Source organism: Stieleria sp. JC731, assembly GCF_020966635.1.
Taxonomy (GTDB): domain Bacteria; phylum Planctomycetota; class Planctomycetia; order Pirellulales; family Pirellulaceae; genus Stieleria.
The window spans coordinates 1-15,428 of sequence record NZ_JAJKFQ010000011.1 but is presented as its reverse complement, the minus strand read 5'-3'; the positions used below and the strand labels follow the sequence as shown (position 1 = coordinate 15,428).

Genomic DNA, 15,428 nt, shown 5'->3' with positions numbered 1-15,428 from the left:
CGATGAAAAACTTGTTCCGGCTCAATTGGGCAACGACCGCGATGACCGAGTCGCGGCGAAGGATTTTGCAGTAATTCGTTTGTCAACGACTCCGCGACTTCGTGTCTATCACTTTGTTCCGCGTCATCCTTGGTAAATCAATCTTATCAACCACGATCTATCCTACCCGACTTAAACTGCGGTGGGACAGTTTGCGGCCGGGGCGTCGGATGCGATTGCGTGCTTCGTTTCAATCCCGACCTGAATCAGCCGCCCAGTAAACTGTTGACGTCGTTCGGCGGTATGTTGCAACGGCCACGTTGCAACACAAACCGTCGCCAATCGATTAGCCGCCACAACGCACCAAGACATGAAGCCCCAGTCGATGCGTCAATCGCAACGCGAATGACACTTGCACGCTGGGAACACTGATCGCCGTTACTCAGCACAAATCGATTAGTGTGTATAAGTGAAGATTAGTGTTTCTGAACCGCTCCCATTTTCTGATACACCGGTCATGAGAGAATCAGGTCTTCATCTGGCCAGGCTAGCCTGGCCAGATGAAGCGAATTCATTGGGGGCCAGGTTGTCCAAATCGCTGTGGGGTCGATGTTCGTTGTAATCCTGTCGCCAGGATTCTATCTTCTCCTTGGCATCATCCACAGACAAGAACCAGTTTTCATTGAGGCACTCGGTGCGAACGCTTCCTTTGAAGGACTCGGTGAATGCGTTATCGGTGGATTTTCCAGGACGACTAAAATCCAATGTCACTCCAGGTTCGTAGGCCCATCGATCCATGCCCTTTGACGTGAATTCGGTTCCGTTGTCGACTCGAATCGATTTTGGAAGTGCGTGAATCCTTCGCAGCTGCTCAAGTGCCTCGACAACATCGCCGGCTGGGAAACGCTGACGCACCACTATCGCGAGACTCTCACGAGTAAAGAGATCCACTATCGTCAATAGTCGGATGCGACAATCGCGACGTTGACTGACATCGTATGCGACCCGAACCCGCTCAACTTCCGTCCTCAAACGGGCAGGCTTTAGAGCGTTTTCGACAGGACATCCTGAAGAATCTGTTTGTCGAGACTGAGATCGGCGACGAGTGCCTTGAGACGCCTGTTCTCGTCTTCAAGCTCTCTCAGCCGACGTACTTCGGCAACGCCTAGACCGTCAAACCTCTTCTTCCATCGATAGAACGTCGGTTCACTGACTCCCATCTTTCGGCAGATCTCCGCGACAGGCGTTCCCGTCTCGGCCTGTTTGAGCGCAAAGGCAATCTGTTCGTTCGTAAATCACTTCTTCATGGCCATCTTCTCCTTGGAATGACGGCCAGATTCTATTCGATTTCTCTCATTTCAAATGAATCAGTATTTTGGGCGCAGGTCACCCGACTCCCAAGGATCATCGAACATCTCACAGTGTGTCAGAGCGATCTTGCCGGTCCCCGGATCTACAAATCGGACGGCAGCTTCAATCACGTCACCACGTTTGGCGAATTGTTGGCAAGAGTTGAAACATGGAATCCAGGATATGTACGGAATCAGCAGCAACCCCGGCTGTGATCGTTCTGTTGTGCAATGGATTCCGTAGACCGCGACCTCAGTCGCAGTGATGGTGATTCTGTCACCAGGCTTCACCTTCCAGCACCAACTGATTTGGGTAACGTATGCCATCACCGGGCCGAGTCAATCTGGCCATGACTTCAACACCAATAGCCTCTCTTCCCAGTGCTCTTTATCCGGTATCCCCTGCATTTGTGCCCAATGGTGAGAGGTCAATTCAATTACCGTCGGGCTGTAACATAATGAGATTCGCAGGTTCTGAAGGTAGCGTAGCGGTAGATCCATCTTGACGAATCGTCCGGACGCGCGGTGATGTCCAACCACCGTTACGTTCTCGCACGTGCCCCAGTAAGCATCGATGATGTAGACCTTCGCCTTGGCTCGAAAGTGCTTGGTTCCAGCCTTGGTTTCAACTCCGCCTTCGCCATAAGGACGCGTCTCGACAACGCTGGCGGTGATCAACCAGACCGGTTGGACGGCCGATGTTTCGTTGGTGTCAGTCAGCGCAAAACTCAATTCGTGTAACGACCCGCATCACGTGCGGTGGGAGTTGACCAAAATTCCAAAACCGACTTGCCACCGCCGCTCACCTGTATGCGATGATTCGCCGACGTACGCAAAAGCTGGGAGCAGGGCTCGAACCTGCGTCCATCCGGTCCAAGAGCCGGACGCTCTACCACTGAGCTATCCCAGCATTTCATTCTCAATTGTGCCTGAAATTGGTTTTCCCGAAAACACACCAAGGGACCGAAGTAGCGCGGCCAGTTGAGGGCTAGAAACCTCCACGCCATGAACGAGTTCAGGTGTTGGCGCGTATCTGGCCACCTTGCGATCTGGCGGCGGTGCAACCCAACCTGATTTGACGGGATCGACATCCCATTTCGTACAAATCTCTAACACCCTGTTCTTTGGGCACGGTTGGCCTCGAAGCACCTCCCATGGTAACGGAAGGTCGCACCAAGGCCCGGTATCGGCGTGCAGATCACCTCCCGATGCACGGTGCCAAGCAGCAACATCTGCAGCCATCAGTCGTAAAACTTTTCCGGGGCACATTGATTCAATCCATAAATCAAGTCCAAGACTGAACAGCAAGGAAAACCATCCTGATCGAAGTTTATTCCACGCTCCGGCGGTGACATTCCATGTTGTCGAGTCGTTTCCACGACGAACAACCATTGTTTCGCGGTTGATGTTGCTTTGATCCCAAACTTCGCGAAGAAGTTCCGCTGCTGATTGCATGATGCCGAAGTAATCGCCCAACAATCTGCCGCGATCATCCGCCGATACATTGTTCAGAACGTCTGCATCCGGTAACACATGGGCAATGGCCACCCAATCCGTAGATTCTGAATCGTGGCAACGCTTCAAAAGCATGTCGCAGATTTCGTCGAATGGGCGTGCCTGCGATTGATTCGTGAATACGCTTCGCACATTGCAGCGTGCGACGTAATATGCGATGAAACAAGCGCTGTTCGCATCCCGGAAATGACTTGGATCTAAGCGACTAGCGAGCCGACTCTTGCTTGCGAGTGTCAAACTGCGTTTGAGCTGCTCGCGAATCACACGCAGTCGTTTGCGTTCCATTCGCGCGGCAAGCCGAAACCGTTTGTTGTATTGACGTTTCGAGATGTCCATTCCTTTGGCAGAACGCTGAGACCGGGACAGCCTGTCTTTCTTGAAGTCGTTGTCACCGAATTTCTTCCCGATTTCACGATCAACTTGCCGGAGGTAGTCCTCCACTGCATCCATGTCGGATGGGTCAACATCGGCCGGGCTCGAAAACAAAGAGCGGGCAACGGAAATTTGCCGCGCCATGTTGGAAGGGCGAGCAAAGTCAGCCGTCATCGACGACCATTTATTGGAACGTGAAGATGCCTTCGAGATGATCTTCCGTTCTTGTGCGCTTAGAGTAGCCGCCTGAACAACAAGCTGCGCAACTTCTTCGGGCCGCACGCGGCGATCAAGTGTGTCGAACAGTGCTTGTAGTTTTGGTGCAAGCATGTGTACTAAGAATTCGACAAAGGGTGGAATTCGCCGAGAACGCGCGATGGATTAACCACTTCGATCAACGCCGAGTCAAGTGTTTCGGTGTAATTCACTGTTCTGGCTGGTCTTTCCTATTCGGAATCTATTTCCTGTCCAGCAAGTCTACGATGGATGTAAACCTACGATTCACAGCGATCGAATATGCGTCTTCGCTTCGAAAATTCGTCCAATCGGTATCAACTCCGTTAAGCAACAGTAGTTGCACGATGTCGGCGTGGCCAGTCTCAGCTGCCAACATCAATGCAGATCTGTATTTGCTGCAACCATTGACGTCCGCTCCCAAAGAGATCAGGTGCCGGACAGCCGCGATGTCTCCGGCTGCACATGCTGTCATCAGCGGAGTCATACCATTGGCACCCGTTCCATTAACTGTTGCGCCACTAGCGAGCAAACGGTCAACTTCTGCCAAATCGCCTTGCTTAACCGCTCGATTCACACATTCAGTTTGCACGAACCGAAAACCAAACATGAAAAACACAGCGGCGAAAACAAACGGAACTACTGTCAAGATTGAACGTTTGATTTTCACAACAGCTAATCTATTGCCAGAGCGACCGCGATGACCGAGTCGCGGCAAAGGAGTTTGTAGTAATTCGTTAAACAAGGACTCCGCGACTTCGTGTCGAGCACTTTGTTCCACATCATCCTGGGTAAATCAATCTTATCAACAACGATCTATCCTACCCGATTTGAACTGCCGTGGGACAGTTTGCGGCCGGGGCGTCGGATGCGATTGCGTGCTTCGTTTCCATCCCGACCGGAATCAGCCGCCAAAACGCATCAAGTCATGGATCCCCAGTCGATGCGCCAATCGAAACGCGAATGACACCTGCACGCGGGAACACAGATCACCGCTACTCAGCACAAATCGATTAGTGTGTATAAGTGAAAATTAGTGTTTCCAAATTTACAGTACCCAACCGCCAGCCATGCACGGCTCGAGAACCAATTGCCATCGTTCAAGCTCTGTCGACAGCAAAGACTTTCCTTAATTCGTCAATAATCAATCATTTGCTGCGGAACGCTAGACTTCACCGAGGACTCGTTAAAGATCCGCCATCGCCAAAGCACTGGACTCGCTTGCTTTGGTGGATGTCATGGTTGCCTTGCCTCGGCGGCAGGCGGCAAGTCATCGTAAACTTCCCATTCGGGATCTGGATTACACTCGCATCCAATCTGGAATTGTGGATATGCATCTCGCAAGTAAATCGCCGAATCAAGAAATAGTTCAGCGTCTTCGCAGTACAAAATGTAGTCACACATCCGCCAAGCGGAAACTACGGCTACCAGTTCCGCGCCGGTTTTGGATTCTAACTCTGCGATCTCGTTCGCCTCGATCCTCTCCAACGTTATTTGATCCTCCTCGGTGTAGAATCCGACCTCGCCGGGTTCAGACTTGCAGCCAAAGGTCAGATAAACGACGTGCGTCGTGGGATTGCATTTAGCCGCAGTTTTTGCAGCGAGCTTTTTACGAAACAGAATCTTCTCCGCGTCGTTTTGCATTTGGGACAACGCCCACTCAGATTTAGTATCGCTCACGCGGATTCTCTACTACTCAGGATAACGGCGAACTTCACCAAGGACGCTCGCAAGACTCAACCACTACCCAACGACTCAACTCGCGTCCTTGGGTGGATGTCATTGTTCGTGGCATTCTCAGTTTGCGGGTGTGGCAGACAGTTGGGGACTTGCTCGGTGCTTTTCCTCAAGCAGCAATAGTTCCGCGCGAAGCCTTCCCGCTTTTGCCAATTCGAGTTCATCGGTTCGGCCAGCGCCAGCCTTGATTCGAATGTCAACATACTCTTCTAGTTCGGTCGCGTGCTTGAGCATGTTTTCAAGAGCCGCATATCGCTCCTCTTGCGTATCCGCCAGTGCAATTTCGATCTCCGTCAGCTCGATACGCGCTTCGATTAGAGGCCCAAATCCATCCATACCAGCCTTGAATCTATCGTCCAGCAATTTTACTGATTGCTTCAAAGCCTCGCGATATTCAATTCGCTTTTCAGTTATCTCCGCTGGCGATTCCGAATTCGCTGGCGAACGAACAACGTCGTTTTTCCTTGAGCACGCACAAAGTAATGCAACAAAGAACAGTAAACTGATGTTGAGGAACAAATGTTTCATTTGTTTTACCGATGAACGGCGGACTTCACCGAGGACTCGCTAAAGATTCGCCATCGCCAAAGCGCTCGGCTCGCGTTTTTCGCGGGATATCATGGTTACTTGGCTTGTTGGTGTCAGTATTGGCGAGGGCGTCGCAAATGAAGCCCAAAGCTACAGTCACCGCCCCAAAGTATAGTCGATCCGTTGCCGCAATGACCAAACCGATGCCTAAGCGTGGATTGCCGTTCAACGGCATCAACGAATTGGCGCATTGTAAGTTCAGTGGCTGAGAATTCGATCACAACATCGATCTCGTCCTGCGGCACGGAAACGGAAACACCTCGTAAATGCAACAGCATATGTGGAGGCTCTTCGAATCCGGACAATTCACCAAGCGTCATTTTGGTTTTGGGCAGCGACATTGTTCGCCTTAGATAGTCGTCCGTGGTTTTCACGGGTGCGAAAAATGCGAGCGTTAGAATCGCAAAACACGCAAAGTTAGCCAAGGCGAATGCGATAGCGGGCATCGCAAGACGGAAGCGACCGATTGAGTGTCGAACTCGCGGTTCCGTGAATACCATCAATCCGACGAACGGAGCAAAGACGTATGACACGGGGACAACAGCGAAAATTGCGCCAAGAATCAACGCGACCACCGAGAGTCGTGCGAACACGTAAGACCAACATTCATCTTCATTGTTCGCGTTCATCACAGCAAAGTGTTGCGACGAACCAACTTGAACTCAATAGCGAACAGCATCGCAACTCCCATTCATCACCCGGTTTTCATCACCTAGTTCGCCGCTGTTAAAAAGTACCGCGGAAGCACTGATCACCGCCAGAATGCCACTTCCGTTCCGTTCACGTACAGGCTTGCATTCCAGTAAGTCGCATCAATTGTCACATCAGTCACTGTCGCATCGAGCGGACCAATAGCTTTCCCATCAACAGAAATCGTTGTTGGAGAGAAGGCAAAAAGGTGTCCACCAGCCTCTATTTCTGTCGTGGGACTATTGCAGGAACACGAAAACGGACCATTGATGATTGCTTTTGTTCCGTTGGGCAGTGAGGCCGTACCGGAGACGCGTGAGGTCACCGTCACGAACCCCAGCAACCCGCAGATCGCCACAATCAAAAGAATCGCCGATACAATCGCGAGACGACTAAGATTTGAGGGAGTCTTATTTTTGTGATCCATTTAAAATCTTCCGAGGCGATGTGGTCCTTGCCTATACTCCTGGCTGGGAGTAACAAAATCACGCTCAGAACGCAAGGAACAAACGCTGGCCTCGGTCATGGCTAATCGGCGAACGTCCGTGATAACCGAGTCGCGGCGATTGATTGTCCATTGCTGAGTCGTCCAGCTACCGTGTCTTCGGTTCATCACTTGGTTCGTCGAGCTCGTATGCATCCCCGGCGTCACCACCGCCCGCGGTATCAACAACTTCATCACGACGCCGGCTGGCAACCAGACATCCGACTATTGTGCCAAGCACGGTGCCGATCAATGCTACTGCAAGCCAACCGGGATGCGCATCGCTCCGGCTCGACGATGTCGTTAGCAAGAATCCTTGGTATCCCGTCATCAGCGTCCCCGCAACTGCAATGGGCACAGGCGATGCCTGCTGCTGCCTTGTGCTGAGGATTCCAGCCCGTTCTTCGGCTGGTTTTGAAAAGTACGCGTAGAGAAAGCCAATTGGAACGAGGAGTAATGCGAAGATAATCCCGTAAATGACCCCTGGCACGATCAGCATCGCGACAAAATGCTCAACTCCTTCTGCTTCTCGCCACGCAGCGAACGTCAGCTTAAGAATGATGTTGAGTGCGAAGCCTGCAGTGAAACCGATCCTGGCGAATGTTTGTACCGTGTTTTTCATGACTGTTTGGTTCTAAGCTTTTGCGTGAACGGTAGCCGTCCTTCGGTGCACGGCATAGTTATCCGCCGGTCTTCGACCACGAACTAGAAGCCATGTACCGCCGTAAACCAACCGTTGCGATATGCAGACAGCACCCGCCGTACGCTACCCCGGCGATGCAGACCCAAACGCCTTTCGTCCAGGGCCATATGAAACCCCAAGACCAGAGAGCCCGAATTGACATTGCTGACCATAGATAGGCGGATGGCAAAAGAAGAATTGAAAGCGTTAATACGGCCAGTCTCCACCGCTTTAGCAGTGGTTTCCAGGCAACACACAGGACCGCAAGCACTGGCAGTGGAACGACGAACAGTGCAAGGTTTCGGCATAGTTGAAGAACGGTTGGCCGGGCTTAGGAATCGCCAGTAAATAGGTCTTCAGATTCCAACGATAGAGGATAAATGCAGCAGCAGCGAACACCGGCAACACGGTTGGCATGCCCCGGCGACTCGACGCAACACCAATCGTGCTATCGCCCGATGCGTAGGGATTCATTTGCATCCTTCCGTGATTGGGTAACGCTACCGATCACCCGGTCCGCGCAGTTGATCTCCACTTCTCGAATCGCCCCGGCTCGCAGACTCGGGTGCATCGGATTGTTCCTCATTTTTGGTAGCAAGCCATTGGGTTCGTTCGTGACGCTGCACATTTGAATCTGCAATAGTCGCACCACTCGAACGGCCATGCATTTGGTAACGTAGAGCCATTCCGAAGCCAACGGTGAACATTGCGAGAATGGTGAAGAAGGGCCCAATCCACCACCAGGGCCAAACTTCAGGGTATAGAACATGGAGCGGAACTGAAATCATTGAAGCGGCCGTAAGGAGCGTGACCCCAAGTCCTAGCGTAAGATTGCTGAGCGACTGATAACCACTTGATGGCCGTGACACCAGGACAGCATTCACGGCCCCAACCGTAAATGGAAGAATGGCATTCCCACCAAGCGATATCGCGAGCGGCATAGTAACGAGAAGCGTCGTAAAGTAGGCGCCCAGGCCCCACCACAATGTTCGCATGTCTAACCCGCTGTTGTCCGAGTTGCCCATCAGCTCAACTTCTACTCCATTCTTGTGACAATCGAGGAACGGTAAATATCACGCGGGACGGGCGAGTGACGTGCAAGCAGACCAACAACCGCGACTCCCGTCCTTGCATGCACAACTGAAACGTTCGAGTCTGAAATGGGAAAATCAATTCTGGGATGAAGGTGCGCTCGAAACGCAGCGGCTTAACGCGAGCTCGAAGAATCGGCTCGCTTGCCGCCTATCCTCTTGACTTCTGACCTAAAGCGATCGTCTGCTTCTGCGATTTTATCGGTTTAAATTTCCAGTGATCCGTCGAGCCAAGTTTGTATGTAGCCACGAAGGGATCCCGCGACCCACTTTCTGGAATCGTCTTCATGATCCCATGCATATATGTCATCTTTACGAATCTCACCGTCGAGGATTGCATAGCCGAACAAGTCGCCATTCCCTGCATCAGCAAAAAAGAGGAGATGGTCGAAAGGCATGTAAAGCGACTTGTAATCGCCTTCAGTTCGAAGCTCGTTATTTTCGCGCTCGATTCGCTCTGTGTTCCAGATCCGATCGACACCGTACTCACCGACAACACCATTGGACTCTGCAAGTAATGCCGAGAGGTCCTCTGGTAGTCGGACCCCGAGCAACGTTTCGACGGATGAAATTGAGTCGGGCGTTGCAGGTGAAGCGAATTCAGCTTCATCGGTAAGGTTGGCGATAAGCTCTTTCCACATTTCGTTTTTCGGTCTGTCGCAGAAACGGTAGCGATCTCCTGGTGGCGGCGATCGAGATGAAACTAAAACGCAAAAGACGTCGACTCCGCCACTCGGGTGCATCGCATTGGTCGCCAAGTCCTATGGATTGCGACCAAACGCTTGGCATGCAGTCGCATGAACATCGTCAGAGTTGAGTTCCTTGGATGCCTTCAGAATCCAATGTTCATCGTTGCCTATGCTCCACATCGTTAGGAAGCGGTTTGGTGAACGTTTGCCGAACACTCCATCACGTTCGAGACCAGCGAAGACTTCAAGGATTGCGTCAAAAACGGTGTCGGCATCAAGTTCCTCTCCGTCGTCAATACCAAAGCGCCGGTGCGAGAGTTTCGTTGACAATGCTTGGATGTCGTCGCCAAATTCAAGTGTGCCAAACGAATTCCACTCCGGTGGAAAGTGAATGGCGAGCGAGAGGCGTTTGGCGTCACATGCCTGTAACTCCGATTCACGCTGATACGCTGGAATTATCGATTCAATGTACGGCGTCGTACAAATCGCATAGCCGCAGATGTCACCATACTCGGAGGTAAGATCGATATAGTTCGATTTGATCGCCGCTGGCAATTGTAGCTTCAGATCATCGATAAGTTCTGAATTGCGCAAAGAGAATCCTCGTTTGGCGACGATCGCGATAACCGAGTCGCGGGAGTTGAGTATCCACTGCGAAGTCGCCCGGCTCGGCGACTTCGGTTGATCGCATGGTTATGCCGTCATTTCTGCGGAACAGCAAAGATCTGGGTGACCGTGCCATTCATGAACAATTTCTCGCATTAGCAGGGCGCAGTCAAATTCGACCGAACCACTCGGGAATCGTGATTGATCCTCGAAGTAGCTGGATCGAATTGTATCAATGTTCAATGATTCGACATGCCAATTCTCGCATTGCAATTCAAGGCCATCAAATTGACCAGTGGTCTTGGAGTCCGAATATCCAAGTGATCCCAGTGCGAAGAAGTCAGAGGCCGATTCGAGAGAATCGAAAACGGATGAGTCCGCAAATTCCGAGGCGACAGAACCGGCAACGAGAACGTTTGCAACGCCATCGTCACTAGCCATTGTTACGGAATAGTGATCGTTTTTTTCTGCCACGGTGAATCTTGAATGGTGATGTACTCCGGGAAAAATCCTGCCACCGGCAAGAGAATTGAGCATTGAGTTGGTATCACGTCGCGGGATGTAAACGCCATGCATGGTTTGGCCATCTATCTCCCATTCAACCGCAATCCGATGCGCCGCATTTTCCGAGCTTATTCCCCACGGAATTGGGAGTAGTTTCGGTCGAACCCGCTTGAGACGAATAAGGCAGATCCCACCGATGGCGTATCCATTGACGATTTGTGGCCGGAATGGCACAGGCAATGCCGCGGACATGCACTTTGGATCCACGCGATAGTTCGCGAGAATGCGTCGATCGATGATTCCGCAGATAGCTGGTAAACGCATTCAGTTCTCAAAGGCATAACGTCACGCGTCACCGGGTACGCGCGAAAGATTCACAACTTCAAAACCGCCTAACTTGCGTACTCCGGTGCACGTGATTGTTACCCGAGATTGTTGTCGTTTGGGAAAAAGAATGAACGCCAAAAAGTACGTGGTTCGGTAGGTTTCGATTCTGGGTTGCGACTGATGCCGTTCATCTCGTCCAGCTTAATGTTTGCGAGTTTGATGATCCAGTCGGCGAAACATATGGGTCCGATGTTCATATTGGGTTGTGCGCCGCCATCGTATCCCCATTCGACTCTTGGATTGTCCGATCCCAAAGCGACGGCTTGAACACAGGACGCGTCAGGGAACTCAGCAATGATAAGGTGATCAATCCCGCACCATCGTACGACTGGAGGTCTGGTGCCATCCGAGTATTCATTCAGAAATATGTCAGTTTGGCGTGAGTGCAGAGAGCAAGCGAACGCCGGAAATCGGTAGAAGAGTTGTAGTTCAAGCGGGACGCTGGCGTTCAGTCGAGCTTCGAGTTCCACAATACCGGCGTGTTCGCTGAGGCGTGTGAACCAGTCGGGTGCCTCTGCTAATGTGGAAGCAATCGAAGGTTGCAAGTGCGCTGACTCACGCTGGTAGCGTCGAAGTAAGATTTCGAGATTAGTTATGGCAGATACTTCATCGGGTGACGGTAGGCGTCACCGAGGTCGGGCCAAGAAATTAACCACTTCAAAACCGTCAACTCCCGTCCTTCGGTGCACGGCATTGTTATCCGCCAAGTATACGTTGCCAAAATGACCGAACGCTTGGCTGACCATGCGTTTTGGAGTGTTGCTCCCACGGAACACGGACGTGAACAGCACGTTCTTTGTCAGCAGGCGGCTCGATTGCCGACACGAGACATAGTCCATTTGTCGAAGCGTGTGCGACAATCGCAAACAATCGGTCGAGTTCCGATCGGAACCAATCATCGGCACGAAGCACATCGAAATCCAAGGCGTATTGATCTGATGTGAGCGATTGGAAAAGTGTTTGGGTGGCATTCACATCCCGAAACATCGGCGGTCGGAGCGGATGCCAAAACGCTTCATTGAGAATGAAACCACCGTCGAGAACTTCGGCGACAAGGTTCGCAGCGTCATTCGGTCTCGGCCCAGATACGAAGTAGTGTGAAACGCACGACTTTTTTGCGGGCTTTAGCACGGCTTTGACATCGGCACGTATCGATGCAATCTCATCAGACGAGACGCTCGCCAGTAATGTCATATACGCCATGGATTCTTATTGCGGATAACGTCACGGATCACGCGGCGGCGGAGGCGATAAACTCCACCTCGGTACCAGCACAACTCCGCCGCTCGTCGTGCATCCGTTGGTCATCCGCAATTTGATTGGTAATCGCTGCGTTTACACGCACGGAAGGATTGAATTGATGACTGCAACACAGCGAATTCCAATCCATTGCTTCACGAAAGCCGCACGCCCTACAATCAAGCAAGTGCGATTTTCAATCTCCAGTAATGATATGCGACGCAATCGCACGACGCTGTCGATTTCCGTCCACTCAGTTTCGCCGTAAGGCCGGTTCCAGTAATACGGCTCCCAGTAAGACAAATGGATTTCCGAAGGCCCCAGCTTGGTACCTGAAATGTTTACATTGGGTACGCGAATGAAGCAAATGCCACCTTCCCAGAACCAGCTAATGATTTCCATGTTATGGATGCAAGTGTCTGAAATGCGAATGGCTGCACCCTATCAAATGGTAACACGTTTGCGATTCGCGACACCGTTCGCCGACGGCGGAAGTTGGTCACTCATGAGGTTCTTCTTGATTCGGATAACGGTTGCCGTCACCGAGGACGCGCCAAGAAACCAACCACTTCAAAGCCGCCGACTCCCGTCCTTCGGTGCACGGCACTGTTATGCCCTACTGGAGGTAATGACCAAGATCCATTGCTGAATGAAAAACACCCAACACACGAATTAAATCGTCCGACGCAACCAGGTAGGGTATGCGGTAATGCCCATAATGAATCTCCCGGACCTCGCGATCCACAATCGGCTCATAGCGCTGCCCTAGACGAGAATGCGATGATAAGAGCTGGATCTTTTCGTAGATTTCAACCACAACCTTAGCGGCCGCAGTGGGATTGTCTTGGGCAATATAGTCATGAACGCACCGCAACCTACGTTCAGCCTCTTCAGTCCACTCTATTTCTGCCATGTGCTAATTCGTTGTCGAATTTCAGCGTTCGAAACGGTGCGTCCTGAGTCGTTGTCGGCCAGTCCCCGTCGAACCATTTCCGCGTAGGCAAGTTCCCGAAGGATCGCCTGAAAGCTAGCGTCCGACGGTTGCCGCGCAATAATATCGGCGGCCGCATCCCTGTCGGACTGTGGTGCAGGAAGAGAAGTTGACATTGCGAGGCCTCTTGTGAGTGACAACCTCATTGTAGCACTTTGCATCTCTGCAGAACAGAGATCGATGTCAATTGCCGATGGCATAACGCTTCAAATAACCGGGTTGCGGCCAGCGACTTGGAATTCAGAGAACGCCCGGCCCGCAACTCCGGTGCATTTGATTGTTATGCGGCCATGCGCGGATTAGACAACGGATGACCGAGAGACATTCCAGTACTCAAGTCCAGCATCTTCAAATGATTGTTCCAGTGATTCAAGGTCATTGGCGAGCTTGTAGTCACGTTCGGCTTCGGTGATTGGCAAGAGCCAGAGAAGATGAATGTGTCCGTTCGGAAAGTTGCAGATTTCGAGATCGGGGCCGAATGGATACGGGGTGGAGATGAGCATGTGATCGCAATGTGAATCACCAAGCCACGATTCACCAATTGGAAACGTGTGGCCCCAGCCAAGCGTTTTGCTTTTATGATACCACGCGGTCATGGTGACCAGTTCGACGTTCCTGAGGTCTTCAACCGGCGAAATGATAAAGAATTCGAGCAGGCCGGAATCTTCGTGTTCGATGCACGAAGCGCCGACAGAGAGATAGGTCCAGCAACCAGTCCGATTCCCGGGCGCGGCACACAGGACCCGAAACTCCGGCATCGCTTCAGGAACTGGACCGAGTGTCCATTGATGCTCCGTGATCGGGTGATCGGCGAAGAATTCGCGAATGTGTTTCTCAACGGTGTTGAAGCGATTTATTGAATTCACGATTCAGCGTGCAACTATTGCCGCATAACGATTGCCGTAACCGGGCGGCGACGAGAGATTGTCCATTTTAAAACCGCCCGACTTCGCCGCTCCGGTTCACGGCTTAATTATCGGGCTTTGTTTCGGTGAGCCACGTTTCGATTTCGTTAATGATGGCATCAGAATCACGGACGCCAACAAGTAAGCGGTCTGTGTTGCCGTCGGTATAGAACACGAGCGACGGTACATTGGCAATGCCCGCATCGCGACAGACGTCGTGCAATTGCGGGATGTCGACATCAAGGGATCGGAATTCAACGCGACCAAGGAATTGTCCGATTGCCGGTCGGAGATTCGCGTCCATTGTTCTGTCATGTGCGTCCCATTTCGCCCAAAAATGGACAATCGTCCTCGGGAACTGCAGGTCGTCACGTTTGAAGCGAGTAGTCGCCGGTTGCCAGTGGCGTTGGTCATGTTCGCGGTGGTACGCCACGTACATGGTGTCGGTGAAATACGATTGGTAGTCAGTCGAATACTGATCGACAAACAAAGAGAACGGCACCCATTCGTCGTCGGTCAGCGACATGATCGTCAGGATCGAGTTGGCGTCGTCGTAGACACCGGATTGAAGGAATTGATCGAAACGATCGGCGGTTGCGAAGACGGAAACAAGCCGAGGCAACTGCGACACGTAGCGATCGTGTTTGGCGCAGAACGCCCGCCACTGGTCGGTTTGGTTGCTCGATTTGCGGAACGTCATGGGAGCTGCGCTCTTGCCCGATAACGTCACGCGTCACCGGTTACGCGCGAAAGACTCTCAACTTCAAAACCGACCGATTCGCGTACTCCGGTGCACGCGATTGTTACCCGATCTCGGGATTTTCGAGCGAGTTCAGCATTTCACGCAATCGATCGAGAGACTTGTGATCGGCGGGCTTCGTCAGGGTGTAGGCATCATTGTCATCCAATATCTTAGCCAGAGCAACAGCGTATGTACTCCGAAACTCTGTGCGTCGGACAGGGTCAGAGTACCGCTTGCTGAGCATTCTGGAGAACGCGACGGATTTGCCATCAGTTTCGGCAGTGAATCGTGGCGACTCCAAATAGTTAAAGTCCTGATAGAGTCGATGGATTAAATCGCGAATTGTCCGTAACGCGGAACGATCACCATGCGTGCAGACATCAGCAGAAAGGATTGCGTCTTGGTCAAGCAGATCCGCATCGTTGACCTCGACGAGTCCGACAATCATGCGACATATTTCAGGCTTTGTCAGCATTCAAGTGTCACGCTCCGTTCAGTACGCCATCAGTCATTCGGGTAACGTCTAAAATCACCCGGTCGCGACGAGAGATTCTCCATTGTCAAACCGCCCGACTTCGCGACTCGGGTGCATTTTTTTGTTATCCCATTTAGTTGTCGCAACCCGCGATCACTGCACGGGAATC

At 51.9% G+C, this 15,428-nt stretch carries 19 protein-coding genes, 1 tRNA gene and 1 pseudogene; all 21 read right to left on the bottom strand.

Going from position 1 to position 15,428, the window contains the following annotated elements; all coding sequences use genetic code 11:
• Positions 1-513: 513 nt before the first annotated feature.
• The 21 genes and pseudogenes from LOC67_RS17080 to LOC67_RS16980 all read right to left on the bottom strand — a co-directional run bounded on the left by LOC67_RS17080 (position 514) and on the right by LOC67_RS16980 (position 15,232).
• Positions 514-1,259 (bottom strand): annotated as a pseudogene (locus LOC67_RS17080) (integrase core domain-containing protein).
• An 87-nt stretch (positions 1,260-1,346) separates the two neighbouring features.
• A complete protein-coding gene (locus LOC67_RS17075) occupies positions 1,347-1,655 on the bottom strand; it encodes a hypothetical protein (protein WP_230263855.1) in 309 nt (102 codons plus the stop codon).
• A gap of 12 nt (positions 1,656-1,667) precedes the next feature.
• A complete protein-coding gene (locus tag LOC67_RS17070; protein WP_230263854.1) occupies positions 1,668-2,060 on the bottom strand; it encodes a hypothetical protein in 393 nt (130 codons plus the stop codon).
• Positions 2,061-2,165: 105 nt separating this feature from the next.
• A tRNA-Lys gene (locus LOC67_RS17065) sits at positions 2,166-2,238 on the bottom strand.
• Entirely contained in the window at positions 2,229-3,545 is a 1,317-nt protein-coding gene (locus LOC67_RS17060) for a hypothetical protein (RefSeq protein ID WP_230263853.1), read from the bottom strand. Before LOC67_RS17060 ends, LOC67_RS17065 begins: the two co-directional genes overlap by 10 nt.
• A gap of 127 nt (positions 3,546-3,672) precedes the next feature.
• Complete coding sequence (locus LOC67_RS17055) at positions 3,673-4,026, bottom strand: ankyrin repeat domain-containing protein (RefSeq protein ID WP_230263852.1); 354 nt, start codon at positions 4,024-4,026, stop codon at positions 3,673-3,675.
• A gap of 659 nt (positions 4,027-4,685) precedes the next feature.
• Entirely contained in the window at positions 4,686-5,129 is a 444-nt protein-coding gene (locus LOC67_RS17050; RefSeq protein ID WP_230263851.1) for a DUF695 domain-containing protein, read from the bottom strand.
• 117 nt (positions 5,130-5,246) lie between these two features.
• Positions 5,247-5,714, bottom strand: a complete 468-nt coding sequence (locus tag LOC67_RS17045) for a hypothetical protein (RefSeq protein WP_230263850.1) — start codon at positions 5,712-5,714, stop codon at positions 5,247-5,249.
• A gap of 113 nt (positions 5,715-5,827) precedes the next feature.
• Positions 5,828-6,403 (bottom strand): hypothetical protein, encoded by a 576-nt coding sequence (locus LOC67_RS17040; protein WP_230263849.1) that lies wholly within the window; start codon positions 6,401-6,403, stop codon positions 5,828-5,830.
• Between the two features lie 122 nt (positions 6,404-6,525).
• A complete protein-coding gene (locus LOC67_RS17035) occupies positions 6,526-6,891 on the bottom strand; it encodes a hypothetical protein (protein ID WP_230263848.1) in 366 nt (121 codons plus the stop codon).
• A gap of 166 nt (positions 6,892-7,057) precedes the next feature.
• The gene (locus tag LOC67_RS17030) at positions 7,058-7,570 is read right to left on the bottom strand and encodes a hypothetical protein (protein WP_230263847.1); all 513 of its coding nucleotides are present in this window, start codon (positions 7,568-7,570) and stop codon (positions 7,058-7,060) included.
• Between the two features lie 291 nt (positions 7,571-7,861).
• Positions 7,862-8,104 (bottom strand): hypothetical protein, encoded by a 243-nt coding sequence (locus LOC67_RS17025; protein ID WP_230263846.1) that lies wholly within the window; start codon positions 8,102-8,104, stop codon positions 7,862-7,864.
• 823 nt (positions 8,105-8,927) lie between these two features.
• On the bottom strand, positions 8,928-9,362 hold the full coding sequence (locus LOC67_RS17020) for an SMI1/KNR4 family protein (RefSeq protein ID WP_230263845.1): 435 nt from the start codon (positions 9,360-9,362) through the stop codon (positions 8,928-8,930).
• A gap of 120 nt (positions 9,363-9,482) precedes the next feature.
• A complete protein-coding gene (locus LOC67_RS17015; protein WP_230263844.1) occupies positions 9,483-10,004 on the bottom strand; it encodes a DUF4303 domain-containing protein in 522 nt (173 codons plus the stop codon).
• Positions 10,005-10,103: 99 nt separating this feature from the next.
• On the bottom strand, positions 10,104-10,844 hold the full coding sequence (locus tag LOC67_RS17010) for a DUF2071 domain-containing protein (protein ID WP_230263842.1): 741 nt from the start codon (positions 10,842-10,844) through the stop codon (positions 10,104-10,106).
• 759 nt (positions 10,845-11,603) lie between these two features.
• On the bottom strand, positions 11,604-12,101 hold the full coding sequence (locus LOC67_RS17005) for a hypothetical protein (protein ID WP_230263841.1): 498 nt from the start codon (positions 12,099-12,101) through the stop codon (positions 11,604-11,606).
• A 661-nt stretch (positions 12,102-12,762) separates the two neighbouring features.
• Positions 12,763-13,059: a type II toxin-antitoxin system RelE/ParE family toxin gene (locus LOC67_RS17000; protein ID WP_230263840.1), complete on the bottom strand. Its 297-nt coding sequence runs from the start codon at positions 13,057-13,059 to the stop codon at positions 12,763-12,765.
• Entirely contained in the window at positions 13,047-13,253 is a 207-nt protein-coding gene (locus tag LOC67_RS16995; protein ID WP_230263839.1) for a hypothetical protein, read from the bottom strand. Before LOC67_RS16995 ends, LOC67_RS17000 begins: the two co-directional genes overlap by 13 nt.
• 183 nt (positions 13,254-13,436) lie before the next feature.
• A complete protein-coding gene (locus LOC67_RS16990) occupies positions 13,437-14,003 on the bottom strand; it encodes a suppressor of fused domain protein (RefSeq protein WP_230263838.1) in 567 nt (188 codons plus the stop codon).
• Positions 14,004-14,106: 103 nt separating this feature from the next.
• Positions 14,107-14,742: a thioredoxin family protein gene (locus LOC67_RS16985; RefSeq protein WP_230263837.1), complete on the bottom strand. Its 636-nt coding sequence runs from the start codon at positions 14,740-14,742 to the stop codon at positions 14,107-14,109.
• A 103-nt stretch (positions 14,743-14,845) separates the two neighbouring features.
• Complete coding sequence (locus LOC67_RS16980; protein ID WP_230263835.1) at positions 14,846-15,232, bottom strand: hypothetical protein; 387 nt, start codon at positions 15,230-15,232, stop codon at positions 14,846-14,848.
• Positions 15,233-15,428 lie beyond the last annotated feature (196 nt).